Source organism: Arthrobacter sp. 9V, from assembly GCF_902506065.1.
GTDB lineage: Bacteria > Actinomycetota > Actinomycetes > Actinomycetales > Micrococcaceae > Arthrobacter.
In genome coordinates, this window is the sequence record NZ_LR732912.1 from 4,748,924 (window position 1) to 4,764,509 (window position 15,586).

A 15,586-nucleotide genomic window follows, 5' to 3' on the forward strand; every position below is an offset into this window, starting at 1 on the left:
TTAGGGTGATGGGATGCGAGGCTTCTTAGGCAAAGGCCCCAAACGGGTTGCGAGATTCGACCATTTCCTGGTCCGGGCTGTGTCACGGCAGCCCCAAGGTGATCACGACGTCTTTTTCCGGAGACTTTCCTCGGCCGCTACCAAGGGGAAGTTGTGGTTCGGCATCGCCGGAGTCATGGCCGCCTTTCCCGGTAAACCCCGCAGGGCTGCCCTTCACGGGGTTCTCGCCCTGGGCGTTGCCTCGGCGGTGACCAACTTGATCTTCAAGAAGGCACTTCCTCGGACCCGTCCCCTGCCGGAACACCTGCCGCTGTTCCGCTTTGTGAATCCCCAACCCACCAGTTCCTCCATGCCTTCCGGTCATTCCGCATCCGCCGTGGCCTTTGCTGTGGGCGCCGGAATCGTCTCGCCCGTCGTGGGTGTCGCCCTTGCCCCGATCGCTGCCGGAGTTGCCTACTCGCGGGTGCACACGGGGGCCCACTGGCCCTCCGACGTGGTGCTCGGTTCTGCTCTGGGTGCCGGAGCGGCGCTGCTTACCCGCAAGTGGTGGCCTGCCAGGCCCCCTGAACCGTCACCCCGTCGGACGGCAGCCCAAGCGCCGGCAATTTCCGACGGCGAAGGGCTGGGTATCGCGGTCAACGTCATGGGTGGGTCCTATACCCCTGAGACCGGAGAGCTGTTGCGGGGTATATTCCCAAAAGCGCATATCCGTGAAATTTCAGAGGGCGAAGACGTAGCGGCTGAAATTCAGGCAGTGGCAACGGAGCAGGGCGTCGTTGCTTTGGGTGTCTGGGGCGGGGACGGAACGGTGGGCTCTGCAGCAGCTGCCGCCGTCGAACATTCACTGCCACTCCTTGTCCTTCCGGGCGGAACCCTCAACCACTTCGCCCGGGACCTTGGCACCAGCTCGATTGATGACGCCATAGACGCAGTGACCAAGGGCCATGCGGCCTCCGTAGACCTGGGTCATGTGGTGGTGCAGAGGGGCCTTCCAGAGGCGCCCGAGACTACCGAGTTGGCCATGCTCAACACTGCCAGCGTAGGTGTTTACCCCAACCTGGTTCGTCGCCGGGAGAGACTGCAGCCGGCCATGGGTAAACCGCTTGCAAGCGTGGTGGCCTCCCTGCGCACCTTCGGCGTGAACTCGCCCACCACACTCACTGTTGACGGGGTGAAACACAAGCTGTGGATTCTCTACATGGGACGCGGGAGGTTCTATCCAAGCGACCATGCACCGCTTCGCCGGCCAGTGTTGGATGACGGTGTATTCGACCTCCGCATGATCACCGCGGATGAGCCGTTCGCCCGGGCCCGGCTCCTCTGGGCTGTAGTGACAGGCACGGTTGCCGCCTCCAAAGTGACCCACCTGACCGAGGCCTCTACCGTCACCGTGGAGGCGATCGGCCAACCACTGGTCCTCGCGGTTGACGGGGAGCCCAAGCCCGGGGTTCGTCGTGCCACGTTTACGGTGAAACCTGGGGAGCTGACCGTCTACTCGCCGCTGCCGAAGGGCTAGCACAACACCTCGAATCATCCGCGAGGACTACCCTGACTGAACCCTGAATCATCCCTGAGACAGGCGATTTACGTCCCTTCCGTGAGTAGCGTTGTAGCTACATTCGAAACTCACTTGCACACACATGTGCTCCGAGGAGGGAACGCTTCCATGATCGAAGCAAAAGGCCTGACCAAGGTCTACGGCGAGAAGACCGCCGTGGGCGGCGTCAGCTTTACTGTCCAAGCTGGACGGGTGACGGGCTTCCTGGGCCCCAACGGTGCCGGCAAGTCAACCACCATGCGCATGATCATGGGACTGGACCGTCCTACATCAGGCTCTGTCACCGTGAACGGAGAGCCCTTCGTCCAGCACAAGGCGCCGCTGCGCGAGATTGGTGCACTCTTGGACGCCAAGGCTGTCCACACGAGCCGCACGGCTTACAACCACCTCCTTGCCATGGCGGCCACGCACAGCATCCCCAAGAGCCGGGTCCGGGAAGTCATTGAGATGACTGGCCTCGGTGACGTTGCCAAGAAGAAGGTCAAGGGATTCTCACTCGGAATGGGCCAGCGCCTCGGCATAGCCGCCGCACTGCTGGGTGACCCTCAAACCATCATCCTGGATGAGCCGGTGAACGGCCTCGATCCGGAAGGCGTGGTGTGGGTCCGCAACCTCGTCAAGTACCTGGCCTCCGAAGGCCGTACGGTCTTTCTGTCCAGCCACCTCATGAGCGAGATGGCACTGACGGCAGATCACCTGATCGTGATCGGCCGCGGCCGAATCATTGCCGACGCACCCATAGCCGAAATCATCACCGGCAAGGGCCACGCACGCACTCGCGTTCGCACTGATCAGCCGGAACGCCTCATGCAGCTCCTCGCCGGAACCGGTGTTTCAGTGGAAGTCCACGAACGGGAACTGTTGGAGGTTTCAGGGCTCGATCCCCGGGGCATCGCCCGGACGGCCTTGGACAACCAGGTCATGGTCTACGAATTAACCCCGCTCCAGGCGAGCCTGGAAGAGGCATACATGGAACTGACCAAGGACGAGGTCGAATACCACTCGCACATCACCACCGGGGCCTCGGTTCCCGCTCAGGCCGGAGGGAAATAGACATGAGCACCACCACTGTGGACCGCAAGTCCATCCGCAATTCCGTCGGTCCCGGACCGGCATTCCACCGCGTACTCAACTCCGAATTCATCAAGTTCCGTACGCTGATGTCCACACTGATCCTCTTGGCCTCCACGGCGTTGGTCATGGTGGGCTTCGCCGCCCTCTCAGCATGGGGGACGGGGCAGTTTGCAGAGCAGGTTGCCAACGATCCGGATACCGCGGCCGCCATGGCCGCCCAGGGTGGGGATCTCGCAGTCAGCATACCCACGTCCGGGATCTCGTTCGCCCAGCTGATTCTCGGATCCTTGGGCGTCCTGCTCATGAGCTCCGAGTTCACCACCGGCATGGCACGCTCCACGTTTGCCGCCGTACCCAAAAGGCTTTCGCCGTTCTTGGCCAAGCTGATTGTAGTGATGGTCAGCTCCTTCCTCCTCACCGCGGTGTCCATCTACATCGCCGGGCTGGTCTCGCTCCCTATCGTGGATAACTACGACCTCAAGCTGGACCTTGGCAGCTCGCAGTCCGTCAAGCTCCTGGTGGTCAACAGCATCTATGTGGCAGCAGTGGCAGCCATTGGCATGGCCCTTGGAACGATTGTGCGCAACTCCGCCGGCGGCATCATGAGCCTGGTCGGACTCCTGTTCGTAGCACCCATCGCCTTTCAGCTCATCCCCGGCGATTTCTTCAAGGAAGCCAACAAGTTCCTCCCCACCAGCACCATTAGTCCGCTGACCGCCGTCGAGCATGTTCCGGAAACGCTGGAAGCTTGGCAGGCAGGACTTGTCCTGGGTGCCTGGGTAGTTGTTCCGGTTGTGCTGGCCATGATTCTGCTCAAGAAGCGGGACGTCTAGGACGGGCTGCCGTCTAGGCTCAATCCATGACTGAAGTTTCACAGGTGAAGGACGCGTCAGCCACCACGGCCGACGCGTCCTTCGCTGAAATCACCCAGCGGCGCAGGGGCAGGATCCGGCGCTACTTCTACAAGCGTCCTCGAGCCATGGATGCCGTGGTGATCCTTTGCTACGTCTTGTTGGCGTTGCCCACCATCATTACCTCGATCATGGACGGCAAGTGGCTCGTGGTGGCAATCCTGCTGCTGATTGCCGTCGCGTTGATTTTCAGGCGGCAATTCCCGCTTCAGGTTGTGCTCGCGGTCGCCCTTCTGGAAATTGCGGCCACCATCCTGAATCCGTGGGGCTCCAACGTTTCCGCGGGTCTTTGGTTTGCTCTTTATGCCGTGGCATCCCTCCGGAAGCGCGGGCCCGCCCTGGTGGTTTTCGCAGCGGCGAGTCTGCCTTTGAGCTTGCTCTACTTGTTCATGTGGACGAGTCCCAGCCAGATGGACAACTTGCAGGACCTCCCGGAGAACTTCCACCTCATCAACAACATCGCCACGGCGGCGTCCATTATGTTGTCCAATCTCCTTGCTACGGGGATCGGCATCTCGGTACGGCAGCGCAGGGAGCACGAAGCAGAAATCGCGGCGTGGGCTGCGCGCACAACGCAGCTCGGCAAGGTTACTGAGCGAAACAGGATTGCCCGCGAAATGCACGACGTCGTTGCTCATTCCCTGACTGTGATGATCAGCCTCTCGGACGGGGCTGCCGTGGTGGTCAAGAAGGATCCGGACAGGGCCGGCGACGTCCTTGGCGAACTGTCCCGCACCGGCAGGGCCGCGTTGGCCGATATGCGACGGGTGCTGGGGGTTCTGCGGGATGATTCCGGGAGGCCGGCGCCGCTGACGCCGCTTGAATCCGGGCAGAACCTGGCGAAACTCCTGGACGGATTCCGCACCGCCGGATTGCCGCTGCACTACGCCCACACCGGGCCGGGCCTCCCGGCGGACCCGGCCTTTGAACTTACTGTCTACAGGATCGTCCAGGAGTCGCTGACAAACGTCCTGCGGTACGGGCGTTCGCTTAGCCGCGTTGACGTTCAGGTGGCTCGCGACGGCGATTTGGTCACCATTGACGTTTACGACGACGGCCGCGGAACCCGCGAGGGCGGCAGCGAATCCGTGGGCAGCTTGGGGACCGGACAGGGCATTGCCGGAATGAATGAACGCGCTGGAATCTATGCTGGAATCGTTACTGCCGGTCCGGGAAAGAGGGGAGGCTGGGCGGTCCACGCTGAGCTCCGCTGGAACGGCGAAAAGGGGGAATCATGACCGAAGAAACCATCAAAGTGCTGCTGGTGGATGATCAGCCACTGCTACGGATGGGCTTCCGGCTCATTCTTGAGGGCGAAGAGGACTTCCACGTGGTGGGCGAGGCTTCTGACGGAATTGAGGCCGTTCGCCAGGTAGAGGCATTGCAGCCGGATGTTGTGCTGATGGACGTGCGCATGCCGGGCATGGACGGGATCGAGGCGACGCGCCGAATTTCAGATTCGGGCACCGAGGCCCGGGTCATCATCCTGACCACCTTTGACCTTGATGAGTATGCCTTCAGCGGCTTGCAGGCCGGCGCCTCGGCGTTCCTGCTCAAGGACGTTGCACCCTCGGAACTGGTTCACGCTGTGCGCCTGGTAGCCAGTGGTGATGCCGTGGTGGCACCGCGCGTCACTCAACGCCTGCTGGAAACGTATGTTCGCGGCGGCGTCGTTCCCGGCCAGTCGCCCAGTCCGCACCGCGATCCGCTCTTGGATGAGCTCACACCGCGCGAGACCGAAATACTCACCACCATCGCAGAGGGGCTCTCCAATGCGGAGATTGCGCATAAGTTCTTCCTCTCCGAGGCCACGGTGAAGACGCACGTGCGAAGGATCCTGAGCAAGCTCCAATTGCGGGACAGGGTGCAGGTTGTGGTTTATGCCTATGAAACAGGCCTCGTGGTGCCCAGCAACCCGGATTACTAGTCCCTAACCACTCCACCATGTGCGTTATATACATTCATAAATGCATTTAACGCCCATATGGCGGGATTCTGTGTTACCTTCGTCACTACAAGCGTCCTGGTTTCCTCCAGCAACCACGGCGTACCGTTCGCATCTGTCACGTAACGGAGACAAGACATGGAATCTTCTACACCCCTGAAACTGGAACAGCCCTCGGACGCCTTAGCCACCACGGTGGAAACCGGGCTGCGCCGCTCAATGGGGCCTCGGCACCTGATTATGATCGCGATGGGCGGAGTGATCGGTTCGGGGCTGTTCCTGAGCTCCGGCTACACCATCTCCCAAGCAGGACCCCTCGGAGCCGTGATCGCCTATTTGGTGGGGGCCTTCGTGGTTTACCTGGTGATGGCCTGCCTCGGCGAACTGGCTATTGCCTACCCTGTGTCCGGCGCTTTTCACATTTATGCCTCCCGTTCCATCGGTCCGGCAACGGGCTTCGCCACAGCATGGCTTTATTGGCTGTGTTGGGCGGTGGCAATCGGATCTGAGTTCACAGCTTCCGGATTGCTCATGCAGCGGTGGTTCCCGGACGTTGAGGTGTGGGTGTGGTGCCTCGTTTTCGCCGCCATGCTGTTCGCGTTCAACGCCTTCTCCTCAAAGTTCTTTGGAGAGTCCGAGTTCTGGTTCTCCATAGTCAAGGTAGGGGCCATCATCGCCCTGATCATCTTTGGCGGGGCAGCCCTGTTCGGTTTCCACCCCATGTCCGAGTCCACCAACCACCCGTTCCTCTTGGAAAACTTCAATACTTCGGGTGGTCTCTTCCCCAACGGATTCTCCGGCGTGCTTGTAACGGCTCTGGCTGTCTTCTATGCCTTCTCCGGCTCCGAACTCATTGGCGTAGCCGCCGGGGAAACCAAGGACCCGGCCCGGAGCATCCCCAAAGCAATGCGCAGCACCGTCATCCGGCTCCTGATCTTCTTTGTGGGCGCCATCGCCGTGATTGCCGCAACCGTACCCTTCGACCAGGTGGGATTGGACGAGAGCCCCTTTGTCACGGTGTTTGCTTCCGTGGGGATCCCGTTCGCAGCGGACATCATGAACTTCGTCATCATCACCGCACTTCTGTCCGCCGGAAACAGCGGCCTTTTCTCGTGTGCCCGCATGCTCTACTCACTGGCAGATGAAGGACACGCGCCCAAAGCCTTCAAGCGCCTCACCCGGCGCGGAATACCCCTGATAGCCCTTTCTGTCAGCATGGTTGGCGGCCTGGCATCGCTGGTCAGCAGCGTCGCTGCGCCGGAGACTGTCTACTTGGCCCTTGTTTCAATCGCAGGCTTCGCTGTGGTGGGGGTATGGATGTCCATCACGGCTTCCCACTTCTTCCATCGCAGGGCATTCGTCCGCAATGGCGGGCGCGTGGAGGACCTGGCCTACAAAGCACCGCTCTATCCATTGGTGCCCATCCTCGCCTTTGCGCTCTGCTTGGTCTCCCTCATAGGTATCGCCTTTGACCCCTCCCAGATTGCCGCCTTGTACTTTGGAATTCCCTTTGTGGCTGCTTGCTACCTGTTCTTCCACTTCCGGTATGGTTCGAAGGCCAAGGCAGCGCGGCCTGCCTGACCCGGTCCTTTCATCAGCTCCGCGGCCGGACTTCATGTCCGGCCGCGGAGCTTGTTGTGCGAGAACACCCTAATGACCCGGCTCTCACGCCGCCGTGTGAGAATTGCGTGAACGCTTGGTGGAAGGAGCGGATTCGTGGATGTGTCACCCGAGGCGTCGTCCTTGTCGCAAGGCCTTCGTCTGGTCCGCCTGGTAACGGACCGGGAGAAGCAGGGCCGTCAACTCCTGGGAGTGTCCCAGCTCGCCGCTGAGCTGGACATGGAACAAAGCCGTGTGTCCCGCTTGGCTCAGGAGCTGTGTGATTTGGGGCTGCTCGAGCGCGTTGACCGCGGTCCCTTCCGGACCGGCCCACGGTTTTTCAGCCTGGCTGCTTCCCTCAATGCAGGATGGGTCCTTCAATCACGCGCGGAGCTGGAGGAATTGGTGTCGGCCTTCGGGCTGAGGTCCAGGCTTTCGGTGCGCGACGGCGTCCGGGTTCTCCTGCTTCGCTCGTCAACCAACAACTCGGTGCTGGGTGGGTTTGCCAAGCCCGGCATGGTGACGCCGGTGTGGTGCACAGGTTCGGGGCGGGCACTCCTGTGGGATCACTCCATCACTGCACTTGAGTCGCTCCTCGCCGAGGTCAACTTCATCGGCGTCGGTGGGCCCGCAGCGGCGCATTCGGCTGCGGAGGTCGCAGGACTCATGGAACGTGACCGCCCTCAGGGCTTCGTTTTGGCCGCCGAAGAGTTTGAGCATGGGGTCTGGGAGCTGGCTGTCCCGGTCCGCGAAACCGGCGGCAGCATCACTGCCGCCCTCAGCGTTTTGGGAAGCCGTTCAACTCTTGAGGCTGACGCCCCGGAAATTGCTGCGGTTCTTCAGGCGACTTCACTGCGGCTGGCTGAGGCCGCCCACTTGGGCCTCGAGCCACTCTCGCCATGAGCCCAGAGCGACGGCGAAAGCTTCCCGCTGGGGTTGAATCCGCGCCTTGGGCCCAACAATCTGCAATGCAGCTGCAACCTCTCCCTTGAAGTCCCTGATGGGCGCGGCAAGCGAGTAGAGTCCGGGCTCGGCCTCTTCATCTACCACTGAATATCCACGGGCACGCGCTTCGTTGAGCCGGCGCAGGAAATCGTCCACTGACACGGGAGTGTTGGGTCCATGGCTGACGAACTCAACGTCGTCAAAGATTTTCCGTATTTCGGTGTCGTCGGCATCCCAGAGGAGTGCTTGGCCGGCGTCACTGCAGTAAGCGGGGTAGGGCCGGCCCAACCAGGAACCTACCAGATTGGCGCTTTCGGGAACTTGCTCGCCGATGGTCACCGTACTGTTTCCACTGAGCACGCCCAGAAAGCAGGCTTCGTTGGTTTCAGAGGCCAAGCCTTCCAGGGCAGTGAGGCCGTCGGTCTTCAGCCGCTGCTCAGTCACCAGTTGGGCATCCGTCAGGATGGACCAGTCCAAGCTGTATTCACGCTGCTCGGTGCGCCTCAGGAAGCCTTCCTGCTGCGCACCTTTCAAGCTTCGTGATACTTGACTGCGGTCTTTGCCCAGGCGACTTGCGACGTCGGCTACCGTGCCGCCGTCGAATCCTTCTGCATGACGTTCGCCGACGGCAAGGAGGGCCAACATTCCACGGCCCATGCTTGAGGTCTTTGACATGGGTTGATTCTAGCTACCCGCTTGAGGCATGCGTGCAACAGAGGGGACAGGCCTAGTGGATGGCGAAGACCCTGGCCGGAAAGCCGCTGCCCTCCAGGGGTTTTGCCCAGGTGGCAATCAGCGCAGCCCCTGCCTCGGGAACGTGCTCCAAGTTGGCCATCAGTTCGATTTGCCATTTGTCCTGGGCGAGCACGTAGGTTTCAAGGCTGAAATCCTGGCGTGAGGTGGCCATACCGGGGTCTGTGTCTGTTTGTTCGTGCCCCACCGCAGTGACTGCGCGCTTTTCCATCAGGTACTCCAGAACTTCGCGCGACCACCCCGGAGTGTGGCTTACTCCGGCGTCGTCGCGGTTGGCCATGGCTGCAGTGTCAGGCCATCGGCGGCTCCATCCGGTGCGCAGGGCCACGAATGAACCTGCGGGGATGTCCCCGTTGCGGGATTCCCACTCCAGGACGTCGCCCATACCGGGGGTGGCATCCGGATCGGCAGTGACCCGGCGGCTGATGTCCAGGACCACCAACGGCAAAAGCATTTCTTCGACAGGAAGCTCATCAAGAGTCCTCCCGCCACGGACGAAATGCGACGGCGGATCTACGTGAGTGCCCCACTGCCCCACTATCGAGTACCTGTGGGCAGTGAATCCATCACCTCTTTCAAGGTCGAAGAGCGTTTCCCTGGTCTCATCGGGAAACGCGGGAAAGTGGGGCTGGCCGGGATGAAACGCATGGGTCAGGTCCGTGAATGTCCTGTTGAGGAGAAGCGGTGCCAGCTCCGGCCATAGGGGCGAGCTCATGATGCCATCCTTGATTCGGCGTGAGCTGCTGCGGCGCTGCTGGAAACGCTGAGTGGTCCTGAAACCTCGATGACGGGAACCTCCCACGGGTGGATATCCACAATTCGCTGAACCAGTGCTTGAACCGTGCATTGATCCAGGGAGTCGTCAAAGTAGGTGGTGAACACGAATGTGGGCGAGATGGTCCGCTGCCCCACAGTACCGAGGGTGGGGTTGGCGCCTTCGGCTACGGTGAACCCCTCATATCCTGCCGAGGACTCGAAGACGTGGTGATAATTACCGAAGCCGCCCAGTTCCGGCGTGGACTGCAGCGCATCCAGCAGTGAAGCGATGCCTGGGTCGGAGTTCAACGCCTGGAGGTCGCCACTTGCGAGCTGAGTCATGGTCTCCGTGGAAATGGGCCAGTGGATGCGAAGCTTGCGCACCGCTTTAAGTTCGATATTCATGTCAGGGACCCTTCCGTCAGTGTGTCTGCGAGATATCGTGTCACGTTGTGACGAGCATTACAAGCATATAGAAATGTTTATATTGCACACGAAGCGCCAAGCAGCCGCTAAGCGTTCACAGTCAGGTCACAGTCTCCCCATATACAAGCCCTAGGCTGGACGCGTTTCATGGAGGCATGACTACGCCACACCCCAACCACGATCGCGGCCTGGAGTTTGACCTGTCCACACTCTTGAGCCGGCGCCGCAGCTTGGGGATCCTGTTCGGCGCAGGCACCGCAGCAGCCCTGGCGGCCTGCACGCCAAATGCGGGAGGCAGCGCCGCATCGCCGTCGAGCGCTGGCGGTTCTACTGTGGCCGCCACGGCAAGCACGGCGGCGGCAGCGTCACCTTCCCCGTCTCCCACGAGCACCGTAACCCGCGCTTTCGCAGAATGTGGGGTGGAGATTCCGGAGGAGACGTTGGGACCGTACCCGGCCGACGGTTCCAACGGTCCCAACGTCCTCGAGGCAAGCGGGGTGGTTCGTCGGGATATCAGGTCCAGTTTTGGCGCATCCACCACCAAAGCCGAGGGCGTGCCGTTGACCGTCACCTTGACCCTTCTGGACAATTCCAACGGCTGCGCTCCCTTGGCCGGCGCAGCGGTGTACGTCTGGCATTGTGACCAGGATGGCAAGTACTCGCTCTACGATTCGGGGCTTGAGAACGAGAACTATCTCCGCGGTGTGCAGGAGGCCGATGCGAACGGTCAACTCACTTTCAGCACTGTCTATCCAGGCGCCTATAACGGGCGCTGGCCTCATATTCACTTTGAGGTGTTTGAATCCATGAGCAACACAACGGCCGCCGGCCAGGTCCTGGCAGTCTCGCAGATCGCCCTTACTGAGTCTGCCTGCGAGGAGGTCTATGCCAGCCCGGGCTATGAGTCCAGTGCCCGGAACTTCCCCAAGACCACTCTGACCTCGGATAACGTTTTCGGGGACGATGGAGGAATCTACCAACTGGCCACTATGTCCGGCTCGGTGGCGGGTGGATACACGGCCGCGCTGAACGTCACCGTTTAGCCTGCCCGGCTACTACAGAAGCAAGGCTAGACTCGGGGGCATGCCTTCGAATGCCTCCGCCGCAATTGACCACATCAATGACCTCGGTGCGTACGTGTCGGCGTCCCCGTCCAGCTTTCACGCCGTGCACGAGGCCGCGCGACGTTTGGATGCCGTTGGCTTCACCGCGTTGGACGAACTGCAGCCCTGGGATGGCGGAGCAGGCAAGTTCTACGTGATCCGCGACGGTGCACTCATCGCTTGGGTGACGCCGGAAAACGCTGGACCCACCACTGGTTTCAACATTCTTGGTGCGCATACCGATTCTCCGTCGTTCAAACTGAAGCCGAAACCCACCACCGGGAAATTCGGGTGGCTGCAGGCGGGGGTGGAGGTTTACGGTGGTCCGCTGCTTAACTCCTGGCTGGACCGCGAACTGCAGTTGGCCGGCCGGCTGGTGCTCCGCGACGGCACTGAGCACCTGACTGCGACCGGTCCGCTTCTTCGTTTCCCGCAGCTTGCCATCCACTTGGACCGCGGGGTCAATGACAACGGGCTCCACTTGTCCAAACAACAGCATATGAACCCCATCTTTGGCCAGGGTGATCCGGCTGGTGAGGATCTTCTGGCCCTGCTCGCGGGTCGCGTGGAGGGCACCACTGTTGATGCCGCGGACATCGGCGGTTACGACGTCGTTGTGGCGGACACGCAGGCACCTGCGGTTTTCGGGGCCAAGGGTGAGTTCTTCGCCTCCGGCCGTCTGGACAACTTGTCCTCCACCCACGCGGGCCTGCAGGCTCTGATAGCGCACGCATCGGCGGCTCCGGCAAGGGGCCCGATCGCGGTCCTCGCAGCGTTCGATCATGAGGAGATCGGTTCAAATTCCCGCTCCGGCGCGTGCGGACCTATCCTCGAGGACATTCTGGTGCGTATTTCCGACGGGCTTGGCGCTTCGGTGAGCCAGCGGCGGCAGGCCATAGCGGCGTCGTTCTGTGTTTCCGCGGATGCCGGCCACGCTGTCCACCCGAACTACGCGGAAAAGCACGATCCCGCCAACAGGCCGGTGCTGAACGGTGGTCCACTGCTCAAAATCAATGCCAACCAGCGCTACGCCACAGATGCTACGGGAGCCGCATTCTGGGCCAGGCTGTGCGATGAGTCCGGCGTCCCGTACCAGGAATACGTTTCCAACAACGATCTCCCGTGCGGTTCCACGATCGGGCCTCTGACTGCAACCCGCCTTGGGATCCGGACCGTGGACGTGGGCATCCCGCTGCTGTCCATGCACTCTGCGCGGGAGCTGTGCGGAGTGGAGGATGCGAAGAGCCTGGCGGCAGTAGCTGAGCTCTTCTTCCGCACGGGAGCGTAGAAGAAGCGTCAAGCAGTCATTTCAGGGCTGTAACAAAAGTTTCCAATAGGAAACATTGGATGCTTTATGGTTTACATTTTGTGCACACTTCTGATTTCGGAATGCTCGAAATGTTCGCATGCACAGTCGGCATGCTGCTGTAGCAGGTTAGCGTGAGTTAGTCATGTGGCCCGTGGCACACCATCGAGGCCAACCCTAAAACCTAAAGGACGGCGCCGAACCATGCACGCTGACCAACAGCTTTCCAAGTCCCTGAAGCCACGACACCTCTCCATGATCGCCATTGCCGGCGTCATCGGAGCCGGGCTGTTCGTTGGCTCCGGGGCCGCCATCCAGCAGGCGGGCCCCGGCATCCTCGTGGCCTACCTTGCTGCCGGCCTCGTGGTCATCCTCGTCATGCGCATGCTTGGTGAGATGGCTGCGGCCAATCCTGAGACGGGATCCTTCTCCACCTATGCAGACAAGGCACTCGGCCGTTGGGCCGGATTCAGCATCGGCTGGCTCTACGCCTGGTTCTGGATCATCGTCCTTGGCATCGAAGCCACGGCCGGTGCCGCCATTATGCATCGCTGGGTTCCCGGCGTGGATCAGTGGATCTGGGCACTCGTTCTCATGGTGCTCCTCACGCTGACCAACCTGGGATCCGTGAAGTCCTACGGTGAGTTCGAATTCTGGTTCGCCTCCATCAAAGTGGCGGCAATCGTCATCTTCCTGCTCGCAGGCATCGTTGCCATCCTCGGCTTCATGCCAGGTGTCTCCGCCCCCGGCGTCGCCAACCTGCTGGACCAGGGCGGGTTCATGCCCAACGGCCCCGGCGCGGTCCTTGCAGGCATCCTCGTGGTGGTCTTCTCCTTCTTCGGCGCCGAAATCGCCACCATCGCCGCCGGCGAATCCGAAAACCCCGTGGACGCCGTCAAGAAGGCAGTGAAGTCCACCGTGTGGCGCATCCTGATCTTCTACATCGGCTCCATTGCCATCGTAGTGACCCTGCTCCCCTGGAACGATGCTTCCGTGGCCAAGAGCCCCTACGTCGCCGTCATCGAGCTCTACGGAATCCCGGGCGCCGGCACCATCATGGACATCGTTGTCCTCACCTCGGTGCTCTCCTGCCTGAACTCGGGCCTCTACACCGCCAGCCGCATGCTCTTCTCGCTCTCGCAACGCGGCGATGCACCCCGGGCCTGGATGAAGATCTCCAAGCGCGGCGTTCCGGCTGCGGCAGTACTTGCATCCACCGTGGTGGGATTCCTCACCGTTGGGGCCAACTACATCGCCCCGGACACCGTGTTCCTGTTCCTCGTGAACACCTCGGGTGCCATTGCGCTGTTTGTGTGGTTGGTCATTGCCACCTCGCAGTTGATCCTCCGCAAGCGAATGGGGGCCGCCGCCAAGGATCTTGAGCTCAAAATGTGGCTCTTCCCTTACCTCACGTGGGTCACTATCGGCGCCATCGTGGCACTGATCATCGGTATGGTCGTCATCGAATCCACGCGCGAATCGCTGTTCCTGTCGCTGGCTTTGGCCGCCATTGTGGTGGGCATCGGCGTGCTTCGGTACCGCCGAAAGGGCGCTACTCCTTCAAACCCGGTGCTTGGAGGGGAAGCCGAACGCACCAAGATCGGTTCCTGACCGGCGTCGTTCTTTCCCAAAGCGCCGCTACTGCTTAACCAGGACAGCCGCCGTCAGTCTTCGACGGCGGCTGTGCTGTTTCGTTTTTAGGGCACCCTCGTTTTGGGCATCCGACGCGCTGCTACTGGGCCAGGCCGATGACCAGGTTGATGGTGACGGCCAGGATGACGGTTCCGAACAAGTAGGACAGCAAGCTATGCTTCAGCGCCTCCAGCCTGATGGTGTGATTGCCAAGGTTGGTGTCCGATACCTGGTAGGTCATACCCAAACTCGTGGCCAGATATGCGAAATCCGTGTACTGCGGAGGGCGGTCCTGGTTGAAACTGATGCCGCCCACCTCTCCGCCCGCATGGGCGTCCCGACTGTAGTAAAGCTGGGCATAACGCAGAGTGAAAAGCGTTTGGACCAACATCCAGGACAAACCCACGCAGGCCAGGGCGAGTGCAGCAGCGGAAAGGCGGGAGCCGGTTCCCTGCATGTGCGAATCGACGATTACAGCGGCCACAGCCGCAAGACTGGCCAGGTTTGCCACGAGTATCAGCACGTCCGTAACGCCCCTGGACGGGTCCTCGGAGGTGGCGTGGTGCTCTGTTTCGGCGGGATCAAGCCGCGCGATCACCAACCACACCCACGCTACGTACACCAGGGCGGCCACGGCCCATCCCACCGCAGGAGCGTCCACCCAGCTGCTTGAGGCGCCGGTCGCCGCGAAGGCCGACGCGCCGGCCAGAACCATCACCACAAAGCGCAGCCGGCTCCGCTTCACCCTGACGTTGTGCATGTGTTCACCCTAGCCAGTGGGGGAGCTTATAAGTCCGGCTGGCGTGACATTTCCGCTTGCTGACTGCGCTTCTTGTCAGCCTGCAGAATGCCGTCGCGTACGCCGGCGCGGATCACGAAGTACAAGAAGTAGAGCGCGATAGCGGAGAAGGTGACCGCCAGAACCAAGGCGCTTAGGGGTGTGGCATCCATGGCCTCAACCCTAGCCGGTGGCTTCCAAAGCAACAGGAATCCACGAATCGGCATCCTTCGTGTTAGTGTCTTTGACGCTGTCAAGGAGAAAAACGAAACATCTTCTCCTGATCACCTTGCGCGGGTGGCGGAATGGCAGACGCGCTAGCTTGAGGTGCTAGTCCTCGAAAGGGGGTGGGGGTTCAAGTCCCCCTCCGCGCACAAAGAACCCCCGGAAGTTGATCTTCCGGGGGTTTCGTCGTGTTCGGGCCGGCTTCCGTGCCTCAGGCGCCTGTTCCTCAACTGCCCGTGCGCGGCGCAAACATAATGACGCCAACACCCACAATGCAGATCGCGGCACCGATCACGTCCCAGCGGTCCGGCCGGAAGCCATCCATGAGCATTCCCCAGGCCAGCGAACCGGCAATGAACACGCCGCCGTATGCCGCAAGGACGCGGCCGAAGTGGGCTTCGGGTTGGAAGGCTGCGAAGAATCCGTAAATGCCCAGCGCAATGATGCCGAGGCCTGCCCACCACCAGGCTTTACCTTCGCGCACGGACTGCCAGATCAGCCAGGCTCCGCCGATCTCTGCGATGGCGGCGAAAACGAAGAGCACGATTGACTTCAGTACGGTCATAACCCCAGTA

16 protein-coding genes and 1 tRNA gene are annotated in these 15,586 nt (G+C 61.3%); 11 read left to right on the forward strand and 6 right to left on the reverse strand.

All coding sequences use genetic code 11. The features are described 5' to 3' along the window. Nucleotides 1–13: 13 nt before the first annotated feature. The 7 genes from BACI9J_RS21890 to BACI9J_RS21920 all read left to right on the forward strand — a co-directional run bounded on the left by BACI9J_RS21890 (nucleotide 14) and on the right by BACI9J_RS21920 (nucleotide 7,990). Nucleotides 14–1,516 (forward strand): bifunctional phosphatase PAP2/diacylglycerol kinase family protein, encoded by a 1,503-nt coding sequence (locus BACI9J_RS21890; protein WP_159736220.1) that lies wholly within the window; start codon nucleotides 14–16, stop codon nucleotides 1,514–1,516. A 150-nt stretch (nucleotides 1,517–1,666) separates the two neighbouring features. Continuing rightward, nucleotides 1,667–2,611 carry an ABC transporter ATP-binding protein gene (locus BACI9J_RS21895; protein ID WP_159736221.1) on the forward strand — a complete coding sequence of 315 codons (945 nt, stop codon included), beginning with the start codon at nucleotides 1,667–1,669 and terminating at the stop codon, nucleotides 2,609–2,611. A 2-nt stretch (nucleotides 2,612–2,613) separates the two neighbouring features. Then, entirely contained in the window at nucleotides 2,614–3,465 is an 852-nt protein-coding gene (locus BACI9J_RS21900; protein WP_159736222.1) for an ABC transporter permease subunit, read from the forward strand. Between the two features lie 26 nt (nucleotides 3,466–3,491). Further along, complete coding sequence (locus tag BACI9J_RS21905) at nucleotides 3,492–4,781, forward strand: histidine kinase (protein ID WP_159736223.1); 1,290 nt, start codon at nucleotides 3,492–3,494, stop codon at nucleotides 4,779–4,781. Next, nucleotides 4,778–5,470 (forward strand): response regulator, encoded by a 693-nt coding sequence (locus tag BACI9J_RS21910; protein WP_159736224.1) that lies wholly within the window; start codon nucleotides 4,778–4,780, stop codon nucleotides 5,468–5,470. The genes BACI9J_RS21905 and BACI9J_RS21910 overlap by 4 nt, the downstream gene beginning before the upstream one ends. A gap of 156 nt (nucleotides 5,471–5,626) precedes the next feature. Further along, complete coding sequence (locus BACI9J_RS21915) at nucleotides 5,627–7,069, forward strand: amino acid permease (RefSeq protein WP_159736225.1); 1,443 nt, start codon at nucleotides 5,627–5,629, stop codon at nucleotides 7,067–7,069. Between the two features lie 135 nt (nucleotides 7,070–7,204). Then, complete coding sequence (locus BACI9J_RS21920; protein ID WP_159736226.1) at nucleotides 7,205–7,990, forward strand: IclR family transcriptional regulator; 786 nt, start codon at nucleotides 7,205–7,207, stop codon at nucleotides 7,988–7,990. On the opposite strand, the gene BACI9J_RS21925 is transcribed toward BACI9J_RS21920, so the two are convergent. Genes BACI9J_RS21925 through BACI9J_RS21935 form a run of 3 tightly spaced genes read right to left on the reverse strand, consistent with a single transcriptional unit; the run spans nucleotide 7,937 to nucleotide 9,946 of the window. After that, entirely contained in the window at nucleotides 7,937–8,707 is a 771-nt protein-coding gene (locus BACI9J_RS21925) for an IclR family transcriptional regulator (RefSeq protein ID WP_159736227.1), read from the reverse strand. The two genes, BACI9J_RS21920 and BACI9J_RS21925, sit on opposite strands and share 54 nt — an antisense overlap. 52 nt (nucleotides 8,708–8,759) lie before the next feature. Further along, on the reverse strand, nucleotides 8,760–9,500 hold the full coding sequence (locus BACI9J_RS21930) for a cyclase family protein (RefSeq protein ID WP_159736228.1): 741 nt from the start codon (nucleotides 9,498–9,500) through the stop codon (nucleotides 8,760–8,762). Then, nucleotides 9,497–9,946 carry a hypothetical protein gene (locus BACI9J_RS21935; RefSeq protein ID WP_159736229.1) on the reverse strand — a complete coding sequence of 150 codons (450 nt, stop codon included), beginning with the start codon at nucleotides 9,944–9,946 and terminating at the stop codon, nucleotides 9,497–9,499. The genes BACI9J_RS21930 and BACI9J_RS21935 overlap by 4 nt, the downstream gene beginning before the upstream one ends. 176 nt (nucleotides 9,947–10,122) lie before the next feature. Between BACI9J_RS21935 and BACI9J_RS21940 the strand changes: the two genes are divergently transcribed. The 3 genes from BACI9J_RS21940 to BACI9J_RS21950 all read left to right on the forward strand — a co-directional run bounded on the left by BACI9J_RS21940 (nucleotide 10,123) and on the right by BACI9J_RS21950 (nucleotide 13,987). After that, nucleotides 10,123–11,010, forward strand: a complete 888-nt coding sequence (locus tag BACI9J_RS21940) for an intradiol ring-cleavage dioxygenase (RefSeq protein ID WP_159736230.1) — start codon at nucleotides 10,123–10,125, stop codon at nucleotides 11,008–11,010. Nucleotides 11,011–11,050: 40 nt separating this feature from the next. Beyond that, complete coding sequence (locus BACI9J_RS21945) at nucleotides 11,051–12,358, forward strand: M18 family aminopeptidase (protein WP_159736231.1); 1,308 nt, start codon at nucleotides 11,051–11,053, stop codon at nucleotides 12,356–12,358. 222 nt (nucleotides 12,359–12,580) lie between these two features. Next, nucleotides 12,581–13,987: an amino acid permease gene (locus BACI9J_RS21950; RefSeq protein ID WP_159736232.1), complete on the forward strand. Its 1,407-nt coding sequence runs from the start codon at nucleotides 12,581–12,583 to the stop codon at nucleotides 13,985–13,987. 121 nt (nucleotides 13,988–14,108) lie between these two features. On the opposite strand, the gene BACI9J_RS21955 is transcribed toward BACI9J_RS21950, so the two are convergent. Next, nucleotides 14,109–14,768 (reverse strand): DUF1345 domain-containing protein, encoded by a 660-nt coding sequence (locus BACI9J_RS21955; protein WP_236558812.1) that lies wholly within the window; start codon nucleotides 14,766–14,768, stop codon nucleotides 14,109–14,111. 26 nt (nucleotides 14,769–14,794) lie between these two features. Next, complete coding sequence (locus tag BACI9J_RS21960) at nucleotides 14,795–14,959, reverse strand: hypothetical protein (protein WP_201296644.1); 165 nt, start codon at nucleotides 14,957–14,959, stop codon at nucleotides 14,795–14,797. Between the two features lie 118 nt (nucleotides 14,960–15,077). On the opposite strand from BACI9J_RS21960, the gene BACI9J_RS21965 reads away from it, so the two are divergent. Then, a tRNA-Leu gene (locus BACI9J_RS21965) sits at nucleotides 15,078–15,160 on the forward strand. Between the two features lie 77 nt (nucleotides 15,161–15,237). On the opposite strand, the gene BACI9J_RS21970 is transcribed toward BACI9J_RS21965, so the two are convergent. Continuing rightward, nucleotides 15,238–15,576 carry a YnfA family protein gene (locus tag BACI9J_RS21970; RefSeq protein ID WP_159736233.1) on the reverse strand — a complete coding sequence of 113 codons (339 nt, stop codon included), beginning with the start codon at nucleotides 15,574–15,576 and terminating at the stop codon, nucleotides 15,238–15,240. Between the last annotated feature and the right edge of the window lie 10 nt (nucleotides 15,577–15,586).

What these genes read in the sequence shown, in the direction of transcription:
- BACI9J_RS21945 (WP_159736231.1), top strand. Translation starts at nt 11,051, where the DNA reads ATGCCTTCGAATGCCTCCGCCGCAATTGACCACATCAATGACCTCGGT.
- BACI9J_RS21915 (WP_159736225.1), top strand. Translation starts at nt 5,627, where the DNA reads ATGGAATCTTCTACACCCCTGAAACTGGAACAGCCCTCGGACGCCTTA.
- BACI9J_RS21910 (WP_159736224.1), top strand. Translation starts at nt 4,778, where the DNA reads ATGACCGAAGAAACCATCAAAGTGCTGCTGGTGGATGATCAGCCACTG.
- BACI9J_RS21900 (WP_159736222.1), top strand. Translation starts at nt 2,614, where the DNA reads ATGAGCACCACCACTGTGGACCGCAAGTCCATCCGCAATTCCGTCGGT.
- BACI9J_RS21960 (WP_201296644.1), bottom strand. Translation starts at nt 14,959, where the DNA reads ATGGATGCCACACCCCTAAGCGCCTTGGTTCTGGCGGTCACCTTCTCC.
- BACI9J_RS21950 (WP_159736232.1), top strand. Translation starts at nt 12,581, where the DNA reads ATGCACGCTGACCAACAGCTTTCCAAGTCCCTGAAGCCACGACACCTC.
- BACI9J_RS21935 (WP_159736229.1), bottom strand. Translation starts at nt 9,946, where the DNA reads ATGAATATCGAACTTAAAGCGGTGCGCAAGCTTCGCATCCACTGGCCC.
- BACI9J_RS21955 (WP_236558812.1), bottom strand. Translation starts at nt 14,768, where the DNA reads ATGCACAACGTCAGGGTGAAGCGGAGCCGGCTGCGCTTTGTGGTGATG.
- BACI9J_RS21895 (WP_159736221.1), top strand. Translation starts at nt 1,667, where the DNA reads ATGATCGAAGCAAAAGGCCTGACCAAGGTCTACGGCGAGAAGACCGCC.
- BACI9J_RS21970 (WP_159736233.1), bottom strand. Translation starts at nt 15,576, where the DNA reads ATGACCGTACTGAAGTCAATCGTGCTCTTCGTTTTCGCCGCCATCGCA.
- BACI9J_RS21940 (WP_159736230.1), top strand. Translation starts at nt 10,123, where the DNA reads ATGACTACGCCACACCCCAACCACGATCGCGGCCTGGAGTTTGACCTG.
- BACI9J_RS21890 (WP_159736220.1), top strand. Translation starts at nt 14, where the DNA reads ATGCGAGGCTTCTTAGGCAAAGGCCCCAAACGGGTTGCGAGATTCGAC.
- BACI9J_RS21925 (WP_159736227.1), bottom strand. Translation starts at nt 8,707, where the DNA reads ATGTCAAAGACCTCAAGCATGGGCCGTGGAATGTTGGCCCTCCTTGCC.
- BACI9J_RS21930 (WP_159736228.1), bottom strand. Translation starts at nt 9,500, where the DNA reads ATGAGCTCGCCCCTATGGCCGGAGCTGGCACCGCTTCTCCTCAACAGG.
- BACI9J_RS21905 (WP_159736223.1), top strand. Translation starts at nt 3,492, where the DNA reads ATGACTGAAGTTTCACAGGTGAAGGACGCGTCAGCCACCACGGCCGAC.